Here is a 6,358-nt window from a genome sequence, read left to right as displayed (position 1 = left end):
TGATCATTTCTGGTGTATGACAGGAGAAGGAAGCGGTGTAACCTGTTGGTAAAGATCTTGGCAGATCAACCACCAATGAAGGAACACACCGCTATGATAGATAGTAATCTTTTTGACCTGAACAAATCAGATCAAAATGATCTGCTACAGGAAGTTCTCCGCAAAGGCGCCCGCAAAATGTTGGCTGCAGCCATTGAAGCGGAAGTAGCTGCCTTTATTGCGCAATATAGCACTTTAAAAACTGATGAGGGAAAACCGGCAATAGTCAGAAATGGTTATCTGCCAGAACGTCCGATTCAGACGGGGCTGGGAGCTATCGAGGTCAAAGTACCAAAGGTTCGGGATCGCTCTGAATCTGGCATCAAGTTTAACAGCAGCCTGGTGCCACCCTACTTGAAGCGCACCAGGAATATTGAAGAATTTTTACCCTGGCTTTATTTGAGAGGCATTTCAACGGGGGATTTTCAGAGACACTGAAGCATCTGTTGGGGCCTGGGGCACCTGGATTATCGGCGGCTACGATTAGCCGTTTAAAGCAAGGCTGGGAGCAGGATTATTATAATTGGAGTCAACGCAACCTGAGTAACAAACGCTATGTCTATGTCTGGGTTGATGGTGTTTACAGCAATGTGCGCATGGACGATCGCTTATGCCTTCTGGTGATGATTGGCTCTGACGAAACAGGACGTAAAGAGTTATTGGCATTATCTGATGGCTATCGTGAATCGGCGGCAAGCTGGGAGGAAGTGTTAATCGATTTGAAGCAACGGGGTCTTAAGAATGCACCTAAATTGGCTGTGGGTGATGGTGCGCTGGGATTCTGGAAAGCGGTAACCAAACTCTGATTAGAACAACCAATCCAGCTGAATCCGTCTTTGCTACTGTCAGATTGAGAACAGACAAAACCAGGAATTGTGGTAGCAGGACAACCACGTTGACCATGGCGTTCAAACTCATGGAAACAGCACAGAAAAATGGTTTCGATTACGAGGTTATAAGCTGTTAGCTGATGTCATCACCGGCGTCAAATTTGTTAACGGTATTAAACAATCAGGAGATCAAAAACAGGCAGCCGCTTAACTCTCTATACACCAGATTTGACTATAGCTCAAAAGATCATCACAGGGGGTGGGTTCTTGCTTCTTTGGCTTCATCAATTCACCAGAAATTACGGGTCAATAGTATTAATTCTGGCAAATTCCATACCTTTTGAGTATCCCTCAATGCCAATATTTATGCTAGTTTCTATAGTATTTCAGGGGCGACTAGTTAGATTTTTGGTGCGAGTGTGACAGATGCAACGAAGAATGGAAAATTGCCAGTCTGATATTAAGCACTGGTATTACATTGACATCCGAACAAGTGATTGAAAGTTGGAGCCAGCATTAGTTGCTGAGCCCATGTTCAATCAGCCGAAGCAAACTTGGGGCATGAAAGAAGCGTGGCTACAAACACGCAGAACCTTACATCGCCGAGTGCTTATCACAATTATGCTAAGTTACGGTCTGGTGTAATCGCTCAGTTACTTAAACGACTAGGCAGTCGATACGCTGTGTCAGCACGCTCCTTGGGCAAAGAAAATATTAAAACAATCAGGCAAATCCGCTATGGATTAATCCGCCTTTTTTGACATGTTGCTGTCAGGCAGTGGTGGAATCAACTTGTTAAAAAAACCAACCTCCTGATGGAGAAAAAGCAGCGACTCTAAACGTGAATTACATAAGACAATATAGCAAAAAGAAGAATTAGCGCAATTGATAAATTCAGGTTAAAAATTTTTTAACCTGAAGGAAAGGACTTACTCTAAACTCTAGTAAGAATATATAGCTTATTGATTTAATGGTGCCGACACCAAGAATCGAACTCGGGACCTTCTGATTACAAATCAGCTGCTCTACCATCTGAGCTATGCCGGCATATAAAATAGATATATTTAGCTAAGTTTAGCAATTATAAACCTTAGACTATTGCAAGTTATTCTCTTTTTATTTAACAATTTTTAAATTAACTCGATTGCCTCCATGCTTATGCGTTGCGCAAATATTAGATCCAGGCTCCTGAAAATTCATATTTTCATCCTTTAAAGTGGAAGATAATTCTTGCTCAATTTCAGGAGAAAAGAATAATCCTTGATTAATTTCTTTTGCAAATATTGCCTTAATCGCACTAATAGGAATTGAGACCTCTCTAGGTATCTCATTAAAGCGCGCTGTAAATTGAATAACATCATTACCAAGTAATAAGTCGCGAGTAGCTTTAGGACTAATATTTAAAGTGATTTCTCCATCGCTTGTATATTCCTTAGGCAAGGATATATTTTGATCAATTACAACAGAGATATAAGCAGTCAATTCATTATCAACGCACCATTCGTAAATAGCTCTTATTAGATAAGGCTTAGTCGTAGAATACTTCATTTACGCATTAATTTCTCTGAAGCAGTTAGAGCATCAATAAATAATGGTCTACTAAATAATCGCTCAGAATATTTGAGTAATGGCGCAGCCTGTTTTGGCAAGCTAATTCCATAATGGTCCAGTCTCCATAATAGAGGTGCTATAGCTACATCTAACATGGAATATTCATCACCCAACATATATTTTTGCTTATCAAAGATTGGCGCAATCATTGTCAAACTATCAGCAATTGCTACTCGCATTTTGTCAGCTATCTTTTGATCACTCTGTTCGACAGCCTCAATATGGCAAAATAACTCTTGTTCAAATCGATGTAATAATAATCGTGCACGAGCACGCATTACTGGTTCTGCTGGCATTAATTGTGGATGAGGAAAACGATCATCGATGTACTCATTGATGATATTAGATTCATAGAGCACGAGATCACGTTCGATCAAGATTGGTACACGACCATAGGGACTAATTACAGCAAGATCTTCCGGTTTATTGTGAGGATCAACATCAATGACCTGAAAATCCATGTCCTTTTCGTGCAGCACGATGCGACATCGGTGACTAAAAGGACATGTTGCAGTGGAATACAGCGTCATCATAATGACTTATACATCTTCATAGTGTTTTGATTCAATAATTTATTAGTGCACATCTCTCCAATATTCACGTTTTAGTAAATAAGTCAATCCAAGCATGCTCAACAAAAAGATAAGGACAATAGCTCCAAGTTTCTTACGATAATTCGCATGAGGCTCGCCCAAATAAACTATATAGTTTACCAGATCTGTAACAAAATTATCATATTCTTCTTTGGAAAGTAACCCAGGAACACTCAACTTCAATTCCTTTATTTCTGGAGTGCCTTTCTCACTATTAGCCGATTTTGTAATAAGTACTTGTTGACCTTGCAATTGATACAAAACATGCGGCATTGCGACTCTATCGAAAATTAAATTATTCCAGCCACTAGAAGACGATTCATCTCTATAAAAAGATCTGAGATATGTATACAGCCAATCTGCACCGCGGGAACGTGCGATAACAGATAAATCTGGCGGAACGACCCCAAACGATTCTTCAGCTTCATTCTTCCTTATTGCAGTGAACATCATATCACCAACTTTTTGTCCCGTATGAATAAGGCGCTCACTGATATCTTGGTTACTTAATCCGATATCTTGATGTCGGTTATAACGCATATAACTTGCACCATGGCATGTCAGGCAATAATTAACAAAGCTTTGCGCACCACGTTGTAATGATACGTTATCAGAAGTATCAATTGGTGCCTTATCAAGTTCTATGTCAGTGGCTGCAAAAACAATAATCGGAGCCAAGCTGATAAAAAAAAGCAGGAATTTTATTAATCTCATTTTGTCACTCTTTTTGGTTCTGGTTTTGTTTTATCTATCTTGCTGTACCATGGCATCAGAATAAAAAATGCAAAATAAATAACCGTAAAAATTTGAGCTAATAACGTGTACAAAGGTGTCGGTGCTTTTGTGCCAAGCCAACCTAATACAAAAAAGCTTATTACAAAAAGCGTCAGCGCGAATTTAAAGATTGGTCCTTTATAACGTATTGATTTGACAGGACTACGATCTAACCACGGCAAGAAACTAAAAATAAGTACTGAACCCGCCATTAAGATAACACCCCACAGTTTCGCATCTACCCCGAGAAAATTAACTGTGACCGCCCTAAGCATCGAATAATAAGGGGTGAAATACCACACTGGAGCAATATGATCGGGTGTTTGTAGCGTATTTGCAGGGATAAAATTATTATGCTCAAGAAAATATCCACCCATTTCAGGAACAAAAAATATAATGCCGCAAAACACAATTAGAAATCCAACAACCCCGACTATATCCTTTACAGAGTAGTAAGGATGAAATGGTATTCCATCCACGGGAATTCCCGTTTTTGGATCTTTGTTAGATTTGATTTCTATTCCATCTGGATTATTGGATCCAACTTCATGCAATGCGATGATATGAACAAATACCAGAACAATTATTAAAAGTGGCAGCGTCACCACATGATATGCAAAAAAACGGTTAAGTGCTGCGTCCGAGAGCATGAAGTCTCCCAGAATCCAGTTTGATAACGTTTCACCAATAAACGGAATCGCCCCAAACATACTTACAATTACCTGAGCACCCCAATAAGACATTTGTCCCCAAGGTAAAATATACCCAGTAAATGCTAAACTCATCAACACAAAAAATATCGCCATCCCTATCAGCCATAAAAGCTCCCTGGGTTTGCGATAAGAACCATACATCATCCCTCGGAACATATGCAAATAAACCACCACAAAAAACATGGAAGCTCCCGTAGAATGCATATATCGAATCAACCAGCCAAAATTCACATCCCGCATGATGTATTCAACTGATGAAAATGCAAGGCTAGCATCTGGCTTATAGCTCATAGTAAGAAAAATACCGGTAATTAATTGATTAACCAGCACAAGCATTGCTAGCGAACCGAAGTAATACCAAAAATTAAAATTCTTAGGAGCATAATATTCAGAAAGATGCGCTCTCCAAGTAGCAGTCATTGGGAAGCGCTCATCAATCCATCCAATAAACGAATTTTCTTGTTTACTCATTTTATACAGATTCCTTGCTTTCAGAGCCAATTAAAAGCCGATTTTCACTCAAATAAACATGAGAAGGCACAACTAAATTAGTAGGTGCCGGAACATTCTTATAAACACGTCCAGCCAAATCAAATTTTGAACCATGGCAGGGGCAGAAAAAACCACCTAACCAATCAGGCCCTAAATCAGCAGGAGCAATATCCTTCCTAAATACTGGAGAACAGCCGAGATGCGTACATACACCCACTACCACAAGAATTTCAGGTTTAATAGAGCGCGTTTCATTCTTTGCGTAAGGTGGTTGCTGATTTTTTTCTGAAGTTGGATCAGCCAGTTGATCATTTAGCTTCTTCAAATTCTCCAACATTTCCAGCGTGCGCCTCAGTACCCAAACCACTTTCCCCCGCCACTCAACCATCAGTAGCATACCAGGCTCCAGCTTACTAATATCGACTTCTACCGGTGCTCCAGCTGCTTTAGCTCGCTCACTAGGCATCATATATAACATAAACGGTGTCGCCACCGCCACGGCAGCAACTCCACCTGCTACAGATGTGGCTAGCACTAGAAAACGACGCCGACTATTCATCTCACCAATACCATCTGCCATTTTTCAATAATTCCATCCAATGAATTTTCCACCCAGAATCGACTCAAATTAGGAGCCGATCAGCCTGTTTATTTTTATGCTTTATTTTTCAATAACACTTAAAGAACATCATACACTTTAAAAGCATAATTTTTTAAGTATAACATGACCCTTTACATAACAGGGTAATATATAGATCAAATAACCAAATAGTTTGGCCTGAAAAATTTCATTTTTTGAATTTTATGGTTATCTGAAGCCAATGATTTTTAGATGATGTGCGGCTCCATCAGGATGGTAATCTGTTCGATTACGAACAGTCAGCTATTACTGAATACAAGCATAAAAAACTGACTTGACGCGTCAGAAAGTGTAAATGGTTAACAGCATATTTTCTCAATTAAACGTTTATATGTTTTTTCCTCACCCACCACCGTGCGGTCCGTTAGTTATAGAAAGCTTCCCATTTAGCTAACTTGACGTGCAGATCAACATTATCTCTATAGGTTAGTAGTTAATAGAATTCGGTCTGCCCATGTGTAACTTCTACTTTGCCTTTTAATCGCGGTCTTCTGGGTTTGATATAAGCATGTTGCATACCCGTATCTTCCAGATACCAATGGAATTTGATTTGGAATTGATGGTCGTGCTCGATTAGAGTGGTATTAATCTAGTGTCTAATTGCGTAAATTAGCTATTGTATTTTTTATTTGACTACCTTTAACTTCAGGCCTACGCCATTTAAAC

General features: G+C 39.5%; 5 protein-coding genes, 1 tRNA gene and 1 pseudogene. 1 reads left to right on the top strand and 6 read right to left on the bottom strand.

Features of this window, described 5'->3' with window-relative positions; all coding sequences use genetic code 11:
- The first annotated feature begins 93 nt into the window (after positions 1 to 93).
- Positions 94 to 1,080, top strand: a pseudogene (locus R2Q26_RS14990) (transposase).
- 760 nt (positions 1,081 to 1,840) lie between these two features.
- Here R2Q26_RS14990 and R2Q26_RS14985 read toward each other — a convergent pair.
- From R2Q26_RS14985 to petA, 6 genes are all read right to left on the bottom strand, one after another.
- Positions 1,841 to 1,916: transfer RNA gene (locus R2Q26_RS14985), tRNA-Thr, on the bottom strand.
- Between the two features lie 69 nt (positions 1,917 to 1,985).
- Positions 1,986 to 2,417: a ClpXP protease specificity-enhancing factor gene (locus R2Q26_RS14980; protein ID WP_317537024.1), complete on the bottom strand. Its 432-nt coding sequence runs from the start codon at positions 2,415 to 2,417 to the stop codon at positions 1,986 to 1,988.
- The gene (locus R2Q26_RS14975) at positions 2,414 to 3,013 is read right to left on the bottom strand and encodes a glutathione S-transferase N-terminal domain-containing protein (protein WP_090566654.1); all 600 of its coding nucleotides are present in this window, start codon (positions 3,011 to 3,013) and stop codon (positions 2,414 to 2,416) included. The genes R2Q26_RS14980 and R2Q26_RS14975 overlap by 4 nt, the downstream gene beginning before the upstream one ends.
- A gap of 42 nt (positions 3,014 to 3,055) precedes the next feature.
- A complete protein-coding gene (locus R2Q26_RS14970) occupies positions 3,056 to 3,787 on the bottom strand; it encodes a cytochrome c1 (protein ID WP_317537023.1) in 732 nt (243 codons plus the stop codon).
- The gene (locus R2Q26_RS14965) at positions 3,784 to 5,031 is read right to left on the bottom strand and encodes a cytochrome b (RefSeq protein ID WP_090566649.1); all 1,248 of its coding nucleotides are present in this window, start codon (positions 5,029 to 5,031) and stop codon (positions 3,784 to 3,786) included. Before R2Q26_RS14965 ends, R2Q26_RS14970 begins: the two co-directional genes overlap by 4 nt.
- A 1-nt stretch (position 5,032) precedes the next feature.
- Entirely contained in the window at positions 5,033 to 5,632 is a 600-nt protein-coding gene (gene petA / locus R2Q26_RS14960; RefSeq protein WP_317537022.1) for a ubiquinol-cytochrome c reductase iron-sulfur subunit, read from the bottom strand.
- Positions 5,633 to 6,358 lie beyond the last annotated feature (726 nt).

This window comes from Nitrosomonas sp. Is37, assembly GCF_033063275.1.
In the GTDB taxonomy this organism is placed as follows: domain Bacteria; phylum Pseudomonadota; class Gammaproteobacteria; order Burkholderiales; family Nitrosomonadaceae; genus Nitrosomonas.
This window is presented reverse-complemented; position numbering and strand designations above follow the sequence as displayed.